The sequence below is a fragment of the Mesorhizobium sp. M4A.F.Ca.ET.022.05.2.1 genome (assembly GCF_003998845.1).
Taxonomy (GTDB): domain Bacteria; phylum Pseudomonadota; class Alphaproteobacteria; order Rhizobiales; family Rhizobiaceae; genus Mesorhizobium.
Window position 1 is genome coordinate 1 of sequence record NZ_RZOJ01000840.1, and the last position, 427, is coordinate 427.

The following is a 427-nucleotide window of genomic DNA, read 5'->3' on the forward strand; positions in this document are numbered from 1 at the left end:
CTCCAGGGCGTGGGCGCATTCGTGGGCCGGATCTATCCGACCACCTATTTCGTGACGATCTCGCGCGGCGTCTTTTCCAAGGCGCTCAGCTTTGCCGACCTGTCGGGCGCGTTCGTGCCGATGCTCGTCGCCATTCCGGTGCTGCTCGGCCTTGGAGCGGCGTTCTTGAAAAAACAGGCCCGCTGATGCGCATCGCCAACATATACAATCTCGGCATAAAGGAACTGCGCGGTCTCATGCGGGACCCGATGATGCTCGTGCTGATCGTCTATGCCTTCACCGCCGCCACCTACACCGCCTCGAAGGCGATGCCCGAGACGCTCAATCACGCTCCGATCGCCATCGTCGATGAGGATCAGTCGCCGGTCTCGTCGCGCATCGTCACGGCATTTTATCCGCCCTACTTCACCGCGCCTCTGCTCATCTC

General features: G+C 61.4%; 2 pseudogenes. Both read left to right on the top strand.

The annotated features are described in order from the left end of the window. A pseudogene (locus EN745_RS35725) lies at positions 1-186 on the top strand (ABC transporter permease); the annotation flags it as partial. Beyond that, a pseudogene (locus EN745_RS35730) lies at positions 186-427 on the top strand (hypothetical protein); the annotation flags it as partial. The pseudogenes EN745_RS35725 and EN745_RS35730, both read left to right, overlap by 1 nt.